This is a genomic window from Nostoc sp. (assembly GCF_036919555.1).
Taxonomy (GTDB): Bacteria; Cyanobacteriota; Cyanobacteriia; order Cyanobacteriales; family Nostocaceae; genus Nostoc.
Genome location: NZ_JBALCS010000012.1, coordinates 163278 through 180899 on the forward strand (window position 1 = coordinate 163278; position 17622 = coordinate 180899).

Here is a 17622-nt window from a genome sequence, read left to right on the forward strand (position 1 = left end):
ATGATCAGCTCATGTAGTTTTAATTTGCATAACCAGGGCGGGCAAGACTTCGGCATGAGCGCTCAGTCCTTCCCTGCGGGACGCTACGCGTAGCAATATCCCCGTAGGGAGGGGTAGGACAAGGCTCAGGAACCATCGAACGCTGCCCACTCCATAAGAGTTTTACTTCTAGGTAATATGCACGTAAAAACACCCCCCTGTAGTCCCCCAATGCCTTGGGGGACTAGGGTGGATTAAAAATTATCCCACAAATGAAGTGGAAGTTGATGGCGATCGCTTGCAGAGTGCATACCGTCAACTCGCTCCCTTGCAAACAAGCCGAGAAAATTTCTTTTGTATTTAGTAAGCTAAAGTTTCTAAAGTTTCCCTTAAATACCCTTGTACTTGCTGTTCCAGGCGAATTCCTTGTAATTGAGCATCGCGTTCTAGTTGCCAGCGTTGAAAACCGGAACTCGTGGAGATCGCACATTTGAGACTATACCAAATTTCAGTATCAGCAGAAAATTGGCGATCGCTAGAAGCTGGAATTTGAGCCATAGTTCCTCATTCCTTTGTTTTAACTTCAACGGTAACTGGGTATTGGGTATGGAGCATTGGGCATGGGTCAATAATTAATAGTTATTTTTCCGCTCTGCTCTCTGCTCCCTGCTGCTTATTTCTAGCCCTTTAAAGTGAAATAATATACTTTCGGGGCTGCTATGAATCTGTATTAATCCTAAACAGGGATTGCAACAATTGGGGCACGATTTGATTAACCCGCACCCCTAAAATTGTGAAATCCTGCTTAATCTTTTCTAAAGATAATGGCTCTATGCCAGCGAATTCTGTCTCCTTAGTCACCAAAACTCGCATTACACTCACAGGTATTTGTAAAAAAAGATTGCTGCCCAAAAAGGCTAACCCCGCAAGCACTAATGCAACACTGCGCCATTGTGGGAGAAATTTAGCGGAATTTGCTACTAATGGGGCAATTTGGTAGAGATGCCACAGCACCCAAACCGACAATACTGCTGCCACTAGAGCTAGGATACGATTTAACTTTGTATTAATTAAACAGAGAATTTTTCGCTGCCGTTCAGTCAGATTTTCTGGCTTCAGGGCTATTCCTAAAAGAGCAAATATATAAAAAGGGCGGCGCAACTGCATCCATAGCAGAGGGAGAACACCAATGGCGGCAACTAAGAATAACTCCATCCAGACTGGCAAAAATGGCTCGCCTACAGATAGGAACAATAAGCAGAGGACTAAAAAAACTGGCAACGTCGCCAATCCAGCGACGTGAATCCACAAAATAGGTTCAGAGCGAAATGAATGCATATTATAAAATAATTGTGAGTTAAGAGTTAGGAGTTAGGAATTAGCAGCCTTTAACTCCTAACTCCTAATTTATCACTCCTAACTTCTAACCATTTTACCCTCAACACTATCTCGTTAAGGTGAGAGTGCGGCGCTTCGTAACCATTTGATAGGATTCGATGATGTCACCTTCAACCCAATCATTGAATTTATCCATGCCGACACCGCATTCATAACCGGCGTTGACCTCACGGGCATCTTCTTTCATCCGTTTTAGGGAGTCAAGGACGCCTTCAAAGATCACCTTACCGTTGCGTCGCACCCTGACTTTGCAGTTGCGAACTAGCTTGCCAGATTGAACGTAGCAACCGGCAACAGCACCGCGACCGACTGGGAAGACGGCACGTACTTCGGTTTGACCCAAGGGTTCTTCCACCAACTCTGGTTCCAAAAGACCTTCCAAGGCATCTTGAATATCTTCCAGGAGTTTGTAGATCACGTTGTATTCTCGGACATCTACACCCGCTTCATCGGCGGCTTGTCTGGCGCCACTGGCGAAGGTAGTGTTGAAGCCAATAATCACAGCGTTACTGGCAGCTGCTAAGTCGATATCTGTCTCGGTAATTTCCCCAGCAGTAGCCAATAGCATCCGAATTTGGACTTCGTTTTGGGGGATTTGCTTGAGCGCTCCCACAATGGCTTCCACGGAACCTTGTACGTCTCCTTTCAAGATCAAGTTGAGTTCTTTCAACTCGCCTTCTTGTGCTTGAGCCGACAGGGTTGTAAGGGTAACACGTCCTTGTAACAGGCGGGATAGGCGTTGTCTATCGGCGCGATCGCTAGCGAGCGCTCTGGCTTCTTTTTCATTCTGGAAGACCTCGAACTCGTCGCCTGCTGCTGGCACATCACTTAAACCTAGCACCTCGACAGCAAAGGAAGGAGAAGCAATGTCTACTCTCTTGCTTCTGTCATCCACCATCGCCCGGACTTTACCGAAGGCCGAGCCAGCTACTAAGATATCTCCCACATGCAGGGTGCCATTCTGAATTAACAGGGTAGCAACTGCTCCCTTGGCTTTATCCAGATGTGCTTCAATTACAGTTCCTTTGGCGGCACGATCTGGGTTGGCAGATAGTTCTCCAACTTCTGCTACCAAAAGAATCATCTCTAAGAGCGTATCCAGATTTTCACCTCTGATGGCGCTCACCGGAACCATGATTGTCTCACCACCCCAGTCTTCTGCGGTCAGACCATACTGGGTTAGCTCTTGTTTCACCCGCTCTGGTTGTGCCCCTTCTTTGTCAATTTTGTTGATTGCAACGACAATTGGCACTCCTGCGGCTTGAGCGTGGCTAATGGCTTCAATCGTTTGGGGACGGACACCATCATCAGCAGCCACTACCAACACGGCAATGTCTGTTACCCGCGCTCCTCGTGCCCGCATAGCTGTAAAGGCTTCGTGACCGGGGGTATCCAGGAAGACTATCTGCTGCGGTTTGCCCTCATGTACGACATCCACATGGTACGCACCGATGTGTTGAGTAATACCACCAGCTTCGCCAGCAGCCACTTTCGTTTTGCGGATTGAGTCGAGCAGGGTTGTTTTCCCGTGGTCTACGTGACCCATAATTGTCACGACTGGCGGACGGCGGTGGAGATATTCTCGGTCTTCTGCGCCGACCATTTCCGTAATTTTCCGAGCTTCTGCTTCTCGCTCGGCGGTTTCGACTTCTATTTCTAGTTCTTTTCCTACCAGGGTAATTGTGGGAATATCCAGATTTTGGGTGATACTCACCGCCATGCCTTTGAGGAACAGGATTTTGACAATCTCTGTATCGGCAACGGCTAAAACGTCAGCCAATTCTTGCACAGTCAACGGCCCTGTTACCACCACTTTTTCGGGACGGTCACGTTTTGTATCGGCTTCTTGTTGGCGACGGTTCTGGTGATGATCGCGGCCCGAACCAGACTTGGAACCAGATTTGGAACTAGACTTTCTCCCTCTTGCAGTTGGGGCACTAGCAAGGATTGCGCCTGGCATCTGTACAGGTCGAGTCGCTTTGGGTTTCGGAGGACGGGCGATGGAAAGACTGACTTGGACGGTGGCTGGTGAGTCGGGATCGTCATCATCCAGCAAATCTTCTTCAAACTCATCATCAAGTATCGGCTTGATCCGCTTGCCTTTGACGCCAGCTTTAGCCTTCTCTTTAACTTCGTCAATGATTTCCTCTTCTACCCACTTTTTGCCACCTTTGGTTGGGCGAGGCGGACTTGGGCGTTTCAAATCGAGGAGATCAGGTGCGACTACATCATCACCTAATCCTTCAGATTTGCCCGCTATTCCTGACATCTGTCTGGGTGGAGTAGCGATCGGCATTGCGGCTGCTGATTCACCTGGACGTGCTGGCCTGGGTCGCTGCCCCTCTCCTAGTTGTGATGGAGCAGATGGTCTATTGCCTCTCTGCTCTGGTCTGCTGGGTGAAGGGGTAGGACGACTTGTTCTTTGTGGTGCAGCTTGTGGAGACTGGTCAGTTGGCAGTTTAGCGACTTTTGGCTTAATTTGATCGCGATCGCCTTCCACGGGTCGTAGCCGTTGGTCGCGTTTGAGGATCGGCTTGTCTGCCTGAGATACCGGCTCGTCTACCACCTGGGCAACTTCTTCCGCAGGTCTGGCTGGAGGAGCAACTAATTGTGGTTTGATCGGTTTTTCCGATTTCGGTCTGGGTGGAACTATTTTTTCCGGTTTTTGCCCTGCTATTTTTTCCGATGCTTGATCTTGATTTGGCGTTTGTTCCAAGTCTATGACAGGAGGTTGCTCTTGGGTCTCAGATTGATTCCGGGGTACAGGTCGAGTTGGTGCCGTCGGCTTCATGGGTGAGACTGGTGTAGCAAAAGGCCGTGGAGGAGAGGGAGGATTAGCTTCAGACAAGGCAGCTTGGGTATTGTTATCAAGTGACGCCTCTGGGGCGTTGGAGGTAGTATTTCTCAATATTTTGGGTTTGCGTATTTCCAAAATTTGCTGTTTGTGGGGTGCAGCAGGTCGGTTACGTCCGCCGTTCGGTGGTGAATTTGGCTTATGGCTGGTTGTACCTAGTTCCTTTTTGGCCGACACATTCGTAGCTGGCAGTTTTTCTGCTGCCGCCCGGATGTTTTCTGCCTCGGATTCTGAAATCGTGCTGCTATGGCTTTTGACCGAGATGCTGAGCTGCTCGCAAATTGCTAATAGCTCTTTGTTATCCAAATTCAATTCCTTTGATAATTCATAGATTCTAACTTTGCCGTTGTTCATCCACTCTTCCCCTTTAAATTACAGTTTTAGCGGATGGTTGCCTGGCTTGCGACATCTCCATCCTTGGATTACTGTTTTTAGGTTGCCGTTCAGTTTTTGCCGGTGCCTCCAATCAGGAAAGAGAGATGTTTCGGTTTAATAATGGCATCCCCACCAGGAATGATGGTTGAGGGGCACCCATAAAAATTCCTTAAATAAAAGATTTCTACGGGAACCCTTGACGCCGAACTGCGCCTGAGCGCTACCAGGAAGCCATTTTGTAGTTTCTTGTTTTGTTGATTCTGAGTCTTCCACAACACAATCGATTACATCTTGTTCTGGGAATGTTGCCTCGCCCCTCATTAATTAAAGAGCCGAAATGCTTTTTACACCCATTTACTATTTTGGCACTAACCTTAACGATCAACAGAAGGTGTGATGAAAGCGCGACTTCGGCTTTCGACACAATTCTTCTGGTGATTACGCCACAAAGTTGTTCCAATTAAATTTGGTTTTGGGTATTGCTGCGGGCTAGACGTTGCGACAAGCTTTGGTACAGTGTTTCTGGCACTGATGCCTGTAGCGATCGCCCTAGTCGATTTTTTTTTTGAGCTGCTTGTAAGCAACCCGTTTCTGGACAAATATAGGCAGAACGCCCCATGCCCTGATCTAATTGTACCTTTCCCGATGGAAAGACGCGGACAATCCGCCAAAACTGATCTTTTGAGCCTACTTTCCGGCAACTAATACAGCGCCGATAATTTGGTTTCATCGATTCTCTGTGATTTCACTCCAGCATTCTGGGTGTAAAAAGAAGTTTATTATTACTATTTTTTACTTATACCAAGTAGCTTTTGAGAAAATAATCCTTGAGGCTGAGATTACAATCAACAGTATCAAAACTTTACAAAATTAATCAATTATTCATCATTGTTATTGTCAAAACTATCCTCCTCTTCTAATTCGTCCTGATTCTCATCCTCTAATTCTTCCTCAAAGTCAAGCTCATCTTCTTCTGGTTGATATTTTGCTCTAACAGCTGTAAATTTGGCATCCTCTCCTGCATAGTCATATTTAGCTTTGTCTTTGATGTCAATTTTCCAACCAGTCAGACGGGCTGCCAAACGGACATTTTGTCCTTCTTTCCCAATGGCCAAACTCAGTTGATCTTCAGCCACAAGTACGTGAGTTTGCCGGGTTTCTGGGTCCATGAGGCGCACTTCATCCACCCGTGCTGGACTTAAGGCATTGGCAATATATGTGGCTGGGTCTGGCGACCAGCGAATTACATCTATTTTTTCACCGCGTAATTCGTTGACTACCACTTGAATTCGCGATCCCCTGGCTCCAATACAAGCGCCTACAGGGTCTACATCGCGATCAAGAGTATCTACTGCTATTTTAGTCCGGGGACCGACATAACGGGAAGGGGGGTTTGCCTCCCTAGCTACGGCAACAATCCGTACTACTTCATCTTCGATTTCTGGGACTTCGTTGGCGAAAAGATAAACCACCAAACCAGCATCAGCACGAGACACAAGCAACTGTGGCCCTCGTTGCTGACCTTGGGAGACTTTTTTGAGATATACCTTGAAGGTGGCATTTGCTCGATAATTATCATTGGGCAGCTGTTCCCGCTTCGGTAACTCGGCTTCTACTTCTGGCTGGCCAAAGCCACTGCTAACTGCCAGAACTACCGATTGCCGCTCAAACCGCAGGACTCTTGCTTGTAGCACAGTTCCTTCTAAATCTTGGAACTCTTCTTGCACCATTTGGCGCTGTTGATCCCGTAATTTTTGCGCCAATACCTGCTTGGTTTGCATCGCCGCCATCCGACCAAATTCTCCTTGATCGGGCGTAACATCCAGCACCACAGAGTCCCCTAACTGCGCTTCGGGAGCGACTTGTTGAACTTCGTCTAGGGAAATCTGATGGTCTGTGTTATTGACTTCTTCGACAATGGTTTTGGTGGAAAGAACGCGAAATCCTTCTCCTTCAATATCGAGTTCTACTTCAAAATTCTCAAAATAATCTTCGTCAAACTGTTTGCGCTCCAAATTTTGGGCGCGACGATAACGCTCGTAGCCTTTGAGTAGTGCTTCTCTAATCGCTGATTGAACTGCAAGCCGGGGTAAATTGCGATCGCGACTTATACTTTCAATTAATTCTTTTAATCCAGGTAAAGTAACCATTGACATAAGCAATCTCCTTTAAAAATTAGGGAGTGGGAGAGACGCGATTAATCGCGTCTGTACGGGAGTGGGGAGTGAAAACTACGCATTAGATAGAGCCAGGGATTAGAAAATAGCTTTACACTAGCCCCTAATCTCTAGCCCTTAGTGCCTAAACTCTAGGCTCTAAACTCTAGCCTTGAGCCAAGCTGCTCTAGTCTCTAACTCCTAAGCCCTAGCCCTTTGTTTATCGGCGCTCGTCTAGCTGCACCTTAGTAATTAGGGAGCGGGGAATTTCGACTACACGACCTTTTTGGTTTAAGTAAAGTGCTGTCTCATCCCGGCGAATCAACTGGCCAGTCCACTCTTGTTGTCCCTCGTAGGGTGGCGAAGTGGAGATAATGACAGGAAATCCTTTAAAGGAAATAAACTCCCTGTCTGTTACCAGTTGCCGCGAAATACCAGGACTAGACACTTCCAAGACGTAGGCATCTGGAACGATTTGGGCAGTATCTAAGGAGGCTTCTAAAGCACGGCTCATCCTCTCACAATCATTCAACCCAGTGTCTTGCTGAGGATTGCGAATGTCTACCCGCAACACTGGTGGACTTTGGTTAGTGTGAAAAACCACGCCAACCACTTCCAATCCCAGTTCTTCTGCCACTGGTGTCGCCAAATCAATAATTTGTGGAATTAAAGGATGAGCCATGAGAGATTTCAATAAAAAAAGTGGGCATCGACCCACTTCCTGCGATAGGTATATCTTCCAAGAAGTCTTGTGACGAACCAATGATGATTCGCCTAATTCGAGTTTAGCGCATTTCTTTTATAGTCGTGCGTTGGGCATTGGGCACTTGTACTGAGCGAACGCAAGAGCGTCTCGTAGAGAAGCCGAAGTATAGGGCATTATTATTCTCCCCCTGCCTCCCCTACCTCCCCTGCCTCCCCTGCTCTCTACCCTTCCCGTATTTCTGGCAGAGTAGCGCCTTTATTAACTACTGCTGGAACTGACACTTGTGTTCGTAGCTGCCTGGTTTGCTCAATAATTTGGTCTATGTCTTCTTGGGACAAACGCTGGACGTAGTTGAGCTTGATTTCCTCTAAGAAGTCAAAAAGTAAACTCTGAATTTCTGAAAGTACGTGTTTTTCCTTTATTTCCGCTCCCAAGGCGTCGCTGAAGCTTTGTACGAGTTGACTGGTAAGTTTTGCGCCAACAGGGTCTTCAACAGCGCTAACTAAAGTTTTGTAAAGATTAGTTGTGATTTGAGTCGCCAATTGTTCACTTAACTGGGTTTGGGCTTGTCCTAAGCCGGGGAGGTTCTGGAGGTTGCGGTAGACGGGGATTTGATCAAAGACGGTTTCAATATTGTGGCGCAAAATGGCAACGATCGCAGGTTGAATATCGGGTAGCACTTCGTAGACGATTGTTTTTATCAAAAGACCTGCGATCGCTTCCACTTCATTCACATTATTAATATCTATGTAGGGACGTAAATTTTCCTGTTGCGAGAGCCAGCTAGTTAACTCACCCCGCTTAATTGAACCCTGAACCTGATTAATTACCCTCACCACAACAATTTCTGTAAGTTCTTCGGCAAAATTGGCGACAATTCCTTGATTAAGTTGCTTTCGCACTGGATGCAGATTCAATAACCGTGCTTGATCAAGGCGAATTAATACAGGTATGATTCGCAACCCCCGCCAAAATGGCAGTAGTAAAAATAAATCGTACCAACGCCACAATACTGCTTCCAACCAACTAAAACCAGGATGTTGGCGTCTGAGCAAGAAGGTACGCCCCAGCAATTCTACACCAAATAAAATCACAAAGGGTAAGTCAATAATCCAGAAATCATCAACAAATTCGCCACTTTCCCCGATTTTGCGGTAGTAGTTAGAGGCAATCAAAGGGCGGATGCTCTGGTTGAAAAAATTAATTTCTTGAAACCAGCCATGTTGTGATAAGTAGGGCTGACTCCAAAAAATGGCAAAGGACTGTTTTGCAGATTCCTTACCGATGCGATCGCGCATCCGATTTTTAATTTTTTCCAGAGTCCCACTCTTATTCACTCCCGCAAACGGGTTACTGTCAATCATCTCGTTGCTCAGGCGCCTTATTTCCTCTAGCCTGCTATTTACTTGAGGCGACTGTAACCCGGTCTGGCTGACTTGTTCTTCTAATGCCTTTACTATTTCTAAATAATTTTTCGTCTCTCGATGGCGTTCAATACCTTTTATTGGGTCATAAATCTCAATAATTTGGGGAAGTTTTCGCAAGTAGAAATCTCGCCAGGGTACGTAACTTAAATCAAACAAAACTAAACTTAAATTTACTGTGGCAGTAATTGCCATAAATCTTTCAAACCAAAGATTACGCTGCTTAGAAGATTTTATGTCTTTCATGTTTTGTTATATATTATACATTTTCTGAATATTTGGAATATAAGCTCTTTCATTTATTAATTTTCGGCTCTTTCCAAGAAATTACAGCAATTTGCGGTTGAGTAGACCCCAGGCGCATATCTGTCATGGGTGTCAACTTAACGTTAAAAGGGCGTGTTGGCGAATTTATAGGGAATCTAACCCATCAGCCTCAATCCATCTTAATTTCTTTAATTTCAGTGCGTTTCAAGGCACTTTAGCTACTAGGCCGTAATTTATTGCAGGGCGGGAAACCAACCCAAAACCAATGTTTTAGGGATAGGGGGTTTAACAAGAGAGTGAATTGACCAATAGCGTCATAAAATTTGCCCTGATCGAAGAGGCAGGGGAGCAGGGAGCACAGGGGAGAAAGATTTTGGAATTCCCCCGCAATCAAGGGTTTCAGAGCAACTAAATTTATTTATGCTCAAGGTAAAAATATTTATCTCGAGCGGAAAGTGCCACGGGAAATAACGTGTCCAAGTTTTCAGAGCAACTAAATTTATTTATGAGGTCTTCTCCCCAGCAAGAACTGCCCCTTTTCCTCTTCACTGACTCTAAGTTGACACAGACGCACATCTGTGCATCCATACTGTAATTTAGTGTTCAAGGGTGTATTCGATTCAAATGATCACGATCTCTGTTAATAAAAACACCTCTTTGGATAGATGACATAAAAGATTTTTTGTAAATTAACTTAAATTTAACAAAAATAAATTATAAATTATTCAAAAATCATTAAAAAATCGTGAAAAAAGTTATTAAACAAACTTAAAATGCAGCTGTTAACCTTTATAATCCTGCTGATTTAATCCAAAGGAGTTTTAAGTATGTGGTGTGGGTTTGGAAAATCAAGCGCGACATTTGCTGTCACTTGCCTGATAACTGCTAGTGTAGTAATTGCAGACACCGGTTTCGCAGCCTCTCAACGTAGCTATACGCCCCAGCAATTCCGTGCTGTGTTGCGGGGGTTAGGCTATAACGTCAAGGTAACAAATAGTGCTTTGACGGATGAAGAAACTAAAAAGGCAATTCGTGAATTTCAGACGGGTTATAAGCTAAAACCAGTTGATGGGATAGCAGGGCCAAAAACCCAAAATTTTGCTGCTAACATCGTTCAAATTCTGCACAGAAATTTGAATGCAGTGGTGAAGCCAAATCCTCCCCTCCCGCGCGATCATTTTTATGGTTCACAGACGGAAGCAGTGGTGAAGGAGTATCAGAAGAAATATCAGTTGCAAGAAACTGGAATTGCTAATTTAGCACTTCGCCAAAAGCTGAATGAAGAAGCAAAGACAGTCTTCAGTCAGCCGACGGCTAAACCAACAGCTACACCGACAACTAAACCAACAGCTAAACCAACAGCTAAACCGACGGCTAAACCGATGTCTACACCGATGTCTACACCGATGTCTTCACCGATGTCTTCACCGATGTCTACACCGATGTCTACACCAATGTCTACACCAATGTCTTCACCAATGTCTTCACCAATGTCTACGCCGACAGCTACACCAACAGCTACGCCGACAACTACACCCTAGTAGCCACAAAAAACTCCTACACCAAAGCCCCTTAAGTCATCTGATTTGGTTCTTCTAAGGGTCTGCCCTTGGGTGTAGGTAGAATTGGACGGCGGTCATTGTAAGGCATAGGAATGTACTGCACGCTGGGCCGCCCTCCTTGTGGCTGTGGGTATAGATCCATGAGATCATAAATAGAATGGGGCAGTCCGACGGTTACGGGCAGCCCCATTTCTGTTGCTTCCTCAATAGTGATGGGATAGTCGTGGGTGACGCGTCCAGTTGTCAGGGCTTCGATAATCGATTCGATATTTTCTGGCAGAACTTTTTGTTTAGGTATACTGTCTTTTAGCAGAGTCCGCACAAATCGCTGTACTTGCTGAATTGCTTTGCGTGAGAGGTCGGCCATAATTAGAGTTTGGTCATCAATCTCACTGATGGGTTTATCTTCAATTACTTTCAGGATACTCGCTGCGGGGTAATTACCCAATTGGGGATCAACTGGCCCCAAGACAGCGTTAGCATCCATAATAATTTCATCAGAGGCGATCGCCAGCATTGTACCGCCACTCATGGCGTAGTGGGGGACAAAGACTGTGACTTTTGCTTGGTGGCGAATTAACGCTCTGGCGATTTGTTCTGTAGCCAAAACCAAACCACCAGGAGTGTGCAAAATTAAATCAATCGGCACATCTGGAGGTGTAAGGCGAATTGCTCGCAGTATCTGTTCTGAGTCTTCGATAGTAATGTAGCGAGATATGGGAATTCCCAGGAAGCTAAGGGACTCTTGGCGGTGAATCAGCAAAATCACCCGACTTTTGCGTTCTTGCTCAAATTCTTGTAAAGCACGCAAGCGCCGATATTCTATTTGACGTTTTTGCCAAAGGGGTTGCAAAGAAGTCAGAAGGAGGAAAATCCAGAATAAATCACCAATACCAAAGCCCATAAAAATTATTGTTCAAAAATCATGGTTGCCGTCATTATTGTCACAAATTTGGGGCGATCGCAGTTCTATCTCTAGGTTTAAAAGTATCAAACCACACTCAGCAAAAATATTATCGGACTTACGCATTGACAGGAAAGACCAAATATGAATAATTTGAAAAACCACATCTTTCGTAGGGGTAAACCGCATTGCTAAACCCCTACAGCGCAGGTCTATCTACCATCAAAGAATGATTAGTAAAAGCCGAAAACGACTTACTTGGCTAAAATCATACCATGTACAATTTGTACAGTGAGTAAGTCCGATATTATTATAAAACTTAATATTATTAAATAATTGAGAAATTTATTAGACTTTTTGCGTAAAAAGTAAAAACAAGAGAGTCAAGTAATTGTCAATGTGTTGGCAAAGACCTCGCTTAACCCAGGCTTTTCTGGCGCATCTGCCAAGATTGTTTCATTCTTCAAATACCGATCAACATTTTCAGCTATATTCCAGGAGGATATTTAATATGAAGCGATTGACATTGTGTGGTTCGTTGTTAGCTATTGTCGGATCGGCTATCGGTTTTACAATGCCAGCAACAGCAATTCCAGCAATTTATAGGAAGACGACAGACGTCATTTCATTGCCTGCTCTCGACGACGTGCTACTCATAGTGCACCAGTTTACCGTTCCTGCTGGTAGCCGGGTGATCAATTACTCAGTAACGGCAGCGAACTCCGGACTTATCGAATATGTCCGGTGCGGTGTTCGAGCGAACGGTACTTTCCTGTCCCAACACGCTGCCGTAGTTGGTGGAGGATATGCATCCACAATCAGCGGCGTTACATCCTATGATTCGCGTGTGCCGTACACGCTTGATCTTGTCTGTTTCCACAATGGCGGTTATAATAGTATTCCCATTATTGATCGTTACGCTGAAGTAGCGGTTTATTAGGTCTAAAAGTTGCGAACATACTGTTGGCGAAATACGAATTTGCCAACAGTGTCATGGAGTTCGCGGCTACACGAATTTATATATAAAGTCTACCTATAAGTACCTGGACAGAATTAATTACATATTAGTTATTTACCAATTTTTTACCAGTCAAGGATTTCAGTCCAGATTTTTGTGTAATTAATCTTGTCCGATTACATACCTTACCAGCATAGTAAGCACTATAGGAATTACGAATTATTTACTACCGCCGTCGCCAAATCTTGATAGTATCGTCATCACCACCGCTAACGAGGTTTTGGCCATTGGGACTGAAGGCGACGCATCTAACATAGTTGGAATGCCCTGTAAGTGTGCTGATTTCTCTGCCACTCTGTACGTGCCACAGTTTGATAGTGTTGTCCCAACTGCCACTAGCAAGAAATTGCCCATCCTGGCTAAAGGCGACTGACCAAACTGAATCAGAATGACCAATGAGAGTACAAATTTCTCTGCGTGTATTTACATCCCACAGTTTGATGGTATTGTCAGCACTGCCACTAGCGAGAATTTCCCCATCCTGGCTGAAGGCGATACAGTTGACGAAGAAGGAATGACCTGTAAGTGTGCAAATGTTCCTGGCTGTGTATACTTGCCACAGTTTGATGGTGTAGTCATTACTGCCACTAGCCAGAAGCTGTCTATCCTTGCTATTCGTTGTCGGTCTTTTCGGAGAGTAGGCGACTGACAAAACTGAGTCGGAATGACCTGTGAGAGTTTGGATTTCTATGCCTGTGTGTACCTGCCACAGTTTAATTGTGCAGTCAGCACTGCCGCTAGCCAGAAACTTGCTATCTGGACTAAAGGCAACGGAATTCACCCAATTAGCATGACCAATGAGAGTACGAATTTCTTTGCCTGTGTTAACATCCCACAATTTGATTGTGTTATCCCAACTACCGCTAGCCAAAATCCCCCGGTTCAGGTCTGTAACTCCCGCAGATTTGCCGGACTCCCCTTGATAAGAAAGGTTTGAGGAGATTGGGCTAAAGGCGACGGAATGAACCATATTGGAATGACCAGAAAACCAACGACCCAGTTGACGCACTAGTTTGCCAGTACCCACTTGCCAAAGTTTGATAGTCTTATCATTACTGCCACTAGCAATAAATTGCCCGTCTGGACTAATGGCGATCGCATGAACCATACTAGAATGACCTTTGAGGGTCTGTACACATTGCCAGTTCTGTTGATCTAATACAACCGGTCGATGTGGTTTAAGTCTAGGGGTTATCACTAAAGTAGATGATATTGCTGTTACATACTCCCCAATATCAGACCCGAATAAATCCAACCACTCCTGCACAGACTGAGGACGATAGGTTGACTCCAGATCCATGCCACACATAATAGCCTGATTGACCCTGTTGCTGATGTTAGGATTAAAATATTGTGGTGGTTCTAAATTAATATTGTGACGCCGATCATCAGCACTCGTCGGGATAACGGCGGTAAGCAAATTATACAAGGTAGCAGCTAGGGCGTAAATATCAATGTATTCTCCTCGTGGCGCTTCTGATTCATACTGCTCAGGTGGGGCAAAACCAGGAGTGCGATACACTGTATGCCTTTGAATCATATTAGGAATAAATTCTCTAGCAATGCCAAAGTCTATCAGCACTGCTTCTGATTTATCGATGCGGAGCATGATGTTACGTGGTTTAAGATCCCGATGCAGCAGTCCTTTAGAGTGGATTAGCGTCAAAGCGTCGCCAATTTGGCGAATGTACAGCAGCGCTTCTGCTTCTGATAGCACCCCCATCCGTCTCAGGTACTGTGCTAAGTCTTCCCCTTCGATGTACTCCATCACCATGCAGGGCAAATTTCCCTCATCAAAGATGGTTTCTATCTGTACTATATGAGGATGGTGACACACAGCCAACCGAACTGCTTCATCACGGAAGTCTTGCCGTAATTTGTTTCGGTGGAGTATCCAAGAGGGGTGATTCAGAATTTCTTCTTTGAGGGTTTTAATCACTCGCAGTTGATTCCGTTGATTTCTGGCAAGATAAGTAATGCCAATTCCGCCTTCACCTAATTGGCTTTCAATAATGTAGCGTCCACCGAATAAAGACTTTCCTGCATTCCACACCATTAGTAATATTTGACAATTGCTGGTATTTATTTTGGCACGTGATCAAAACAGCCAACACGAATTTTTGGAAATTCCATTTTGTTTTGCTGTTGTAGCTTTTTGGAACTTAATTACTTAAAGAACATTTTCATTAACCTCAATAATTACTAATATAAAGTTAGGTATACTCTAATAGTTTTAACTAAACTATAGGACTCCTACTTGATTTTTGAACAAAATTAGGTATTGTAGGGTGTGTTAGAACGAAGTTCGTAACGCACCATTATCAAGGGTTTGGTGCGTTACGCTGTCGTTAACACACCCTACATATCTTTTCATAAATCAAACCGGATTCCTATATCACCTTTATACTAAAATCTTTAATTGATTGCTTATGCTAAAGTAAACGATGACTTTAGCCATATTTGGTCATAATAATTTGACTTGTAAATAATCAGAAATTATGCTAAAGAATCTCAATCTGAAACAAAAATTTACAATTCTGCTACTTGTAATTCTGACATTTGGTTTGAGCTTAAGTGGATTTGCTCTTTCTTCTCTACTCAGGGAAAATGCTAAACAAGATATTAGCTCAACTGCTCTCATGCTCATGGAAACAATGAGTTCTGTTCGTAAATACACCAGTACTCAAGTAAATCCACAGCTAGCTGATAAATTGGCTACTGAGTTTTTGCCGCAAAGTGTGCCTGCATACTCAGCACGGGAGGTATTTGAGATTTTACGGAAAACAAAGGACTACAGTGATTTCTTTTATAAAGAAGCAACTCTCAATCCCACAACTCTTCGGGATAAGGCTGACGGTTTTGAGACAGAAATTGTAGAAAGGTTCAAAAATAAATCAGACCTCAAAGAAGTAAGTGGATTTCGCTCACTTCCTGGTGGGGATATCTTTTATATTGCTCGTCCGCTACCAATTTCTGAAGAAAGCTGTTTGAAGTGTCATAGTGTACCCGAAGTCGCACCTCAAAGTATGATTACTCTTTATGGTGCAGCTAATGGATTTGGGTGGAAGCTTAATGATATTGTCGGCGCTCAGATAATATCAGTACCTGCGAATAATGTTATCAATAAAGCCCATCAGTCTTCCTTACTAATTATCCTAATTGTATCAACTATATTTATAGCAACTATTCTGTTAGTCAACTTGTTCTTGAATCGACAAGTTGTTATGCCTCTCAAACGCATGACTCGCATAGCCGAAGAAGTTAGTACCGGACATATGGAAGTTGAATTTGAGCAGATGTCTAATGATGAAATCGGTAATTTAGCTAAAGCATTTAAACGGATGCAGTTAAGTTTAGAAATGGCAATGAAAAGAATCAAACGCAATCAGGGAGGTACAGTGGATTAAAATAATTCGTAATTCGTAATTCGTAATTAAGTTTTGTAACTGAGATTTAGACCCCGCCACAAAAATGGCTGTGTTAAGTTACTCTTTACTTAAACCCCAAGAATTTAGTTAAATAATTCAAAATTATCTCTAAATTAACGGTGTTCCAAATCTCTATGAAAATAAGCTTTTTTTAAATTCAAAAGCTGCTTGAAAGTCAGGAATTTCCTTGGTTATGAGTTCAACAAATTCGTCAGGTGAAATGTAAGCATTTTGAGCTAATATTTCTTCTATAATCAGATTTGCCATTGGACCGATGTGGTAGGCTAACTCTTGCTGACAACGCTTGATAAATGCTGGTTTAAGAGAAGGTTGTTGTTCAATTCGCCCACTTTGCGGACTAGGAGGCGATGAACTAGCTGAATTAAAAATTGTTTCTCCAGGTTGTTTGTATGTCGAGGATATTGCCGACATAGCCTGAAATTCCGGGTTAAATACCGTGGGAGGCAAATCATCAACCATGATTGGGGGAGACATTGCCACTTCTGCTTCTCCAATCCGCTCTAAATCTATAATAACTTCCTTGGCTGTTTGGTATCGCTTGTTAGGTCTATCTGCCAACATATGATCGACTACTTGAGCGAAACCATCAGTAATATAGGTATAATAACGCCAGTTCCACTCCAAGGAGTACTGATCCATTAGTAAGGATGGATCTCTACCTGTGAGTAGTACAATAGCTGTTACCCCCAAAGCATAAAGGTCACTACAGGGGGAACATAAACCCAAGCTAATCTGTTCGCGGGGAGCATATCCCACTTTGCCTACGAGGGACATTTTGCCAACAAACGTTACTTGGTGGTTGGAACTTCTCCCCTCGTTGATGTCAGCAATTTGCTTGCCTACACCGAAATCAATCAGCACTGGCAGATCCTTGCCATCAGGTAACATGATGTTGTCAGGAGAAATATCTCGATGGATGATGTTGTGTTGGTGGACATATTCCAAAACAGGCAGCAGATTCTTTAGCCACTCGATAACTTCCTCTTGAGAAAAATTTCTTCCTTGACGTTGAAGTTCTCCCAACAGCCTAGAATACGTTTTACCATCAACATACTCTTGTACTAGGAATAACCGACCATCTCCTTCAAAGCAAGCTAAAAACTTGGGAATTTGAGGATGTTGCAATTGATGAAGAATTTTTGCCTCTCTTTTAAATAAGTTGCGATATTGTTCCAGTCCACTCTCCCCTGTGCCAATGGGCGCAAACTCTTTGAGAACACAAGCTTCATTAAATCGACGAGTGTCAAACGCCAAGTAAGTTCGTCCCAATCCTCCCTGTCCCAGAAGTTTTTGGATAATATAGCGGTTATCGATTAGAGTTCCAGCAGCTATTTCTGGTCTTGTCATAGGGGACTGTGACATCTCATCGCACTCCTAGCGATTTTATTGTTGATAAATTATCTAGTTTGCTGAAAGTCAGAAACTCTAGCAGATAAAGGCTGATAATATCCTTCAAATTGAGATTAGCACCACTACGGAGACAAGGAAATACACTTTTGTAGAATTTTTTAATGGTCTTGTGTTACCAAA

The 17622-nt window shown here is 44.0% G+C and carries 14 protein-coding genes; 3 read left to right on the forward strand and 11 right to left on the reverse strand.

Annotated elements, in window-relative coordinates:
* Nucleotides 1-339: 339 nt before the first annotated feature.
* From V7K36_RS05160 to V7K36_RS05190, 7 genes are all read right to left on the reverse strand, one after another.
* Complete coding sequence (locus V7K36_RS05160) at nt 340-537, reverse strand: hypothetical protein (RefSeq protein WP_334942869.1); 198 nt, start codon at nt 535-537, stop codon at nt 340-342.
* A 159-nt stretch (nt 538-696) separates the two neighbouring features.
* A complete protein-coding gene (locus V7K36_RS05165; RefSeq protein ID WP_335113733.1) occupies nt 697-1317 on the reverse strand; it encodes a low-complexity tail membrane protein in 621 nt (206 codons plus the stop codon).
* A gap of 106 nt (nt 1318-1423) precedes the next feature.
* A complete protein-coding gene (infB, locus tag V7K36_RS05170; protein WP_335113736.1) occupies nt 1424-4585 on the reverse strand; it encodes a translation initiation factor IF-2 in 3162 nt (1053 codons plus the stop codon).
* Between the two features lie 481 nt (nt 4586-5066).
* Complete coding sequence (locus V7K36_RS05175) at nt 5067-5336, reverse strand: YlxR family protein (RefSeq protein ID WP_335113738.1); 270 nt, start codon at nt 5334-5336, stop codon at nt 5067-5069.
* Nucleotides 5337-5484: 148 nt separating this feature from the next.
* On the reverse strand, nt 5485-6762 hold the full coding sequence (gene nusA / locus V7K36_RS05180) for a transcription termination factor NusA (RefSeq protein WP_335113740.1): 1278 nt from the start codon (nt 6760-6762) through the stop codon (nt 5485-5487).
* A 220-nt stretch (nt 6763-6982) separates the two neighbouring features.
* Complete coding sequence (gene rimP / locus V7K36_RS05185; protein ID WP_334831566.1) at nt 6983-7444, reverse strand: ribosome maturation factor RimP; 462 nt, start codon at nt 7442-7444, stop codon at nt 6983-6985.
* A 245-nt stretch (nt 7445-7689) separates the two neighbouring features.
* On the reverse strand, nt 7690-9138 hold the full coding sequence (locus tag V7K36_RS05190) for a hypothetical protein (RefSeq protein ID WP_335113742.1): 1449 nt from the start codon (nt 9136-9138) through the stop codon (nt 7690-7692).
* Between the two features lie 848 nt (nt 9139-9986).
* Here V7K36_RS05190 and V7K36_RS05195 point away from each other — a divergent pair.
* Entirely contained in the window at nt 9987-10700 is a 714-nt protein-coding gene (locus V7K36_RS05195; protein ID WP_335113744.1) for a peptidoglycan-binding domain-containing protein, read from the forward strand.
* A gap of 31 nt (nt 10701-10731) precedes the next feature.
* On the opposite strand, the gene V7K36_RS05200 is transcribed toward V7K36_RS05195, so the two are convergent.
* Together V7K36_RS05200 and V7K36_RS05205 are read right to left on the reverse strand one after the other, a co-directional pair.
* Complete coding sequence (locus tag V7K36_RS05200) at nt 10732-11625, reverse strand: SDH family Clp fold serine proteinase (protein ID WP_335113746.1); 894 nt, start codon at nt 11623-11625, stop codon at nt 10732-10734.
* 12 nt (nt 11626-11637) lie between these two features.
* Nucleotides 11638-11814, reverse strand: a complete 177-nt coding sequence (locus tag V7K36_RS05205; RefSeq protein ID WP_335113748.1) for a hypothetical protein — start codon at nt 11812-11814, stop codon at nt 11638-11640.
* A 322-nt stretch (nt 11815-12136) separates the two neighbouring features.
* Here V7K36_RS05205 and V7K36_RS05210 point away from each other — a divergent pair, with 322 nt between their 5' ends.
* A complete protein-coding gene (locus V7K36_RS05210) occupies nt 12137-12565 on the forward strand; it encodes a hypothetical protein (protein WP_335113750.1) in 429 nt (142 codons plus the stop codon).
* 244 nt (nt 12566-12809) lie between these two features.
* Here the strand turns inward: V7K36_RS05210 and V7K36_RS05215 are convergent, their stop codons facing one another.
* Complete coding sequence (locus tag V7K36_RS05215; protein ID WP_335113752.1) at nt 12810-14699, reverse strand: serine/threonine-protein kinase; 1890 nt, start codon at nt 14697-14699, stop codon at nt 12810-12812.
* A gap of 442 nt (nt 14700-15141) precedes the next feature.
* Here V7K36_RS05215 and V7K36_RS05220 point away from each other — a divergent pair, with 442 nt between their 5' ends.
* Nucleotides 15142-16050, forward strand: a complete 909-nt coding sequence (locus tag V7K36_RS05220) for a c-type heme family protein (RefSeq protein WP_335113754.1) — start codon at nt 15142-15144, stop codon at nt 16048-16050.
* Between the two features lie 153 nt (nt 16051-16203).
* Here the strand turns inward: V7K36_RS05220 and V7K36_RS05225 are convergent, their stop codons facing one another.
* Complete coding sequence (locus V7K36_RS05225; protein ID WP_335113756.1) at nt 16204-17454, reverse strand: serine/threonine-protein kinase; 1251 nt, start codon at nt 17452-17454, stop codon at nt 16204-16206.
* Nucleotides 17455-17622 lie beyond the last annotated feature (168 nt).

Bases quoted from the DNA above. Each gene is read 5' to 3' on its own strand.
- V7K36_RS05215 (WP_335113752.1), bottom strand. From the start codon at position 14,699: ATGGTGTGGAATGCAGGAAAGTCTTTATTCGGTGGACGCTACATTATT.
- infB (WP_335113736.1), bottom strand. From the start codon at position 4,585: ATGAACAACGGCAAAGTTAGAATCTATGAATTATCAAAGGAATTGAAT.
- V7K36_RS05190 (WP_335113742.1), bottom strand. From the start codon at position 9,138: ATGAAAGACATAAAATCTTCTAAGCAGCGTAATCTTTGGTTTGAAAGA.
- V7K36_RS05225 (WP_335113756.1), bottom strand. From the start codon at position 17,454: ATGTCACAGTCCCCTATGACAAGACCAGAAATAGCTGCTGGAACTCTA.
- V7K36_RS05195 (WP_335113744.1), top strand. From the start codon at position 9,987: ATGTGGTGTGGGTTTGGAAAATCAAGCGCGACATTTGCTGTCACTTGC.
- V7K36_RS05200 (WP_335113746.1), bottom strand. From the start codon at position 11,625: ATGGGCTTTGGTATTGGTGATTTATTCTGGATTTTCCTCCTTCTGACT.
- nusA (WP_335113740.1), bottom strand. From the start codon at position 6,762: ATGTCAATGGTTACTTTACCTGGATTAAAAGAATTAATTGAAAGTATA.
- V7K36_RS05220 (WP_335113754.1), top strand. From the start codon at position 15,142: ATGCTAAAGAATCTCAATCTGAAACAAAAATTTACAATTCTGCTACTT.
- V7K36_RS05165 (WP_335113733.1), bottom strand. From the start codon at position 1,317: ATGCATTCATTTCGCTCTGAACCTATTTTGTGGATTCACGTCGCTGGA.
- rimP (WP_334831566.1), bottom strand. From the start codon at position 7,444: ATGGCTCATCCTTTAATTCCACAAATTATTGATTTGGCGACACCAGTG.
- V7K36_RS05205 (WP_335113748.1), bottom strand. From the start codon at position 11,814: ATGCGGTTTACCCCTACGAAAGATGTGGTTTTTCAAATTATTCATATT.
- V7K36_RS05210 (WP_335113750.1), top strand. From the start codon at position 12,137: ATGAAGCGATTGACATTGTGTGGTTCGTTGTTAGCTATTGTCGGATCG.
- V7K36_RS05160 (WP_334942869.1), bottom strand. From the start codon at position 537: ATGGCTCAAATTCCAGCTTCTAGCGATCGCCAATTTTCTGCTGATACT.
- V7K36_RS05175 (WP_335113738.1), bottom strand. From the start codon at position 5,336: ATGAAACCAAATTATCGGCGCTGTATTAGTTGCCGGAAAGTAGGCTCA.